Genomic DNA, 1,736 nt, shown 5'->3' on the forward strand with positions numbered 1-1,736 from the left:
CTAAATAAGAAAAATACATAATACAAAATCTTAACTCTAGAACGAACCAATAACTAAAAAATATAACCAGTCCACTAGTAAAGAAAAGCTAAATAAATATAAAGATAGAAGAACCTCGATAAGATTTCATGGAAAGAAAGATAGAATAAGGTTAAAAGAAGAATAAGAATATTAACAATGCTAACAAGAAAAATTAAAACAATCAAAGGTTAAAGTAGAATTGGAAGCAAGCAGCATGAACCAATTAATACGAAGGTAAAGGAATGAATTAAAGCTAAGAACATAACGAAAGGACGAATGCATGATATAATAAGAAAACCAACTAAAGAAAGATCAAAGCAATAAATGAAACAGCCATAAACCAAGAAATGAAATATGAAGAGAGGATTTAATACGAATAGGAAATAAGAGCTGCAAAATTAAGAGATTGAATAACGTTAGAACTAAATAAAATGCCGTAATAAATATTCGTTTGGGATGAATAAGCAAAGAAAACAAGAAAACTACCGCAATCGAGTAACTATTTAATCATTCCACTACTCATTCTAACCTTAACACAAGATAAACATGAATATAAATCTACACTACCCAATACAAAATCAATCGATCCTAATACAGCAATAAGATCACCTAAATTAATAGATCGACAAAACTTATTGAGTTGATTTAAAGTAAGGAAGTCGTTCGAGATAATTGTTGTAGTTCAATAAGGAAAAGAATTAATAAAGATAGAATAAATACCTATAAATGAATGATCACTCCTTCAACCTCAAAGTGTCAATGATGGTTTCCTTATTTAAATGCCTGTTTATGGATGCATTTTTACGAACTCTTTTACTGGATTGAGAGCTTCCTATGTATATTCCTGTTTATTTATTTGGCTGCTGTAATTAATCTCGTGGACACAATTTCGTCTGGTACCTTATTTTATTCGACCTCTATGTAATTCCCATTATTCCATAACTGAATGAAAGCTAGCATTTTGTTCTTTAGCTTCAATTGTATGGCGGTTTCTATCCAAAATATTGTATTCTTCTTTCGGACATTTCCTTCGTCTTTGCTGAGATTTTGACGGACAAAATAAAGAGCACTTGTACTTGGAAGATTTATTGGGAATTAATAGCTGGTTGTTTGGTTTGTAGCTTTGACCTTGTTTGGATTCGTTGTTTCCTTTTCTTCTATTCAGCTTCTTAAGGATTTCATGGGGTTTCATACCAGATTGAACCAGACACTTCCTATTCGATTACAGCTTTCATTCTTCTTTATTGGAACGTTGTGGTAAACTAATGTATAGTTATTTTGGTGGTTCGATTACTGCTTTTCCTGTGATTGAAACTATTAATTCTGATATTACTGAATATATAGCTACGAATGTTATTTCTATTACAGATGGACAATTTTATACGAATAAGAGGTTGTTTTTAGATTCTTGTCGTCCTGCAATTGATTCTGGTCTTTCTGTTAGTAGGATTGGATCGAGTGCTCAGTCTAAATTAATGAAAGTTCTTTCGGTTGGGATAAAGAATTTACTTACTAATTATCGTATAATGGAATTATCTTCGAATAAACTTCTTTCTTTAAACATTAGTTTCTATCAAGATCATCTTCTTATTTCTCCGATTGAAACTTCATTGATTCTTTTATTATTCTTTCGTTCTAGTTTTCTTTTTAATTCTCCAATTCAAATTCATACATTACTTTTTCTCCTTTCTTTTGAGTATCTTTATCTTTATTAT

1 protein-coding gene and 1 pseudogene are annotated in these 1,736 nt (G+C 30.2%); one reads left to right on the plus strand and one right to left on the minus strand.

What is annotated here, in order from left to right:
- Nucleotides 1-952 precede the first annotated feature (952 nt).
- Complete coding sequence (locus tag VLM92_RS01560) at nt 953-1,213, minus strand: hypothetical protein (protein WP_325274598.1); 261 nt, start codon at nt 1,211-1,213, stop codon at nt 953-955.
- A gap of 46 nt (nt 1,214-1,259) precedes the next feature.
- Between VLM92_RS01560 and VLM92_RS01565 the strand changes: the two are divergent.
- Nucleotides 1,260-1,736: pseudogene (locus tag VLM92_RS01565) on the plus strand (hypothetical protein); the annotation flags it as partial.

The organism is Romboutsia sp., assembly GCF_035470145.1.
Taxonomy (GTDB): domain Bacteria; phylum Bacillota; class Clostridia; order Peptostreptococcales; family Peptostreptococcaceae; genus Romboutsia_D.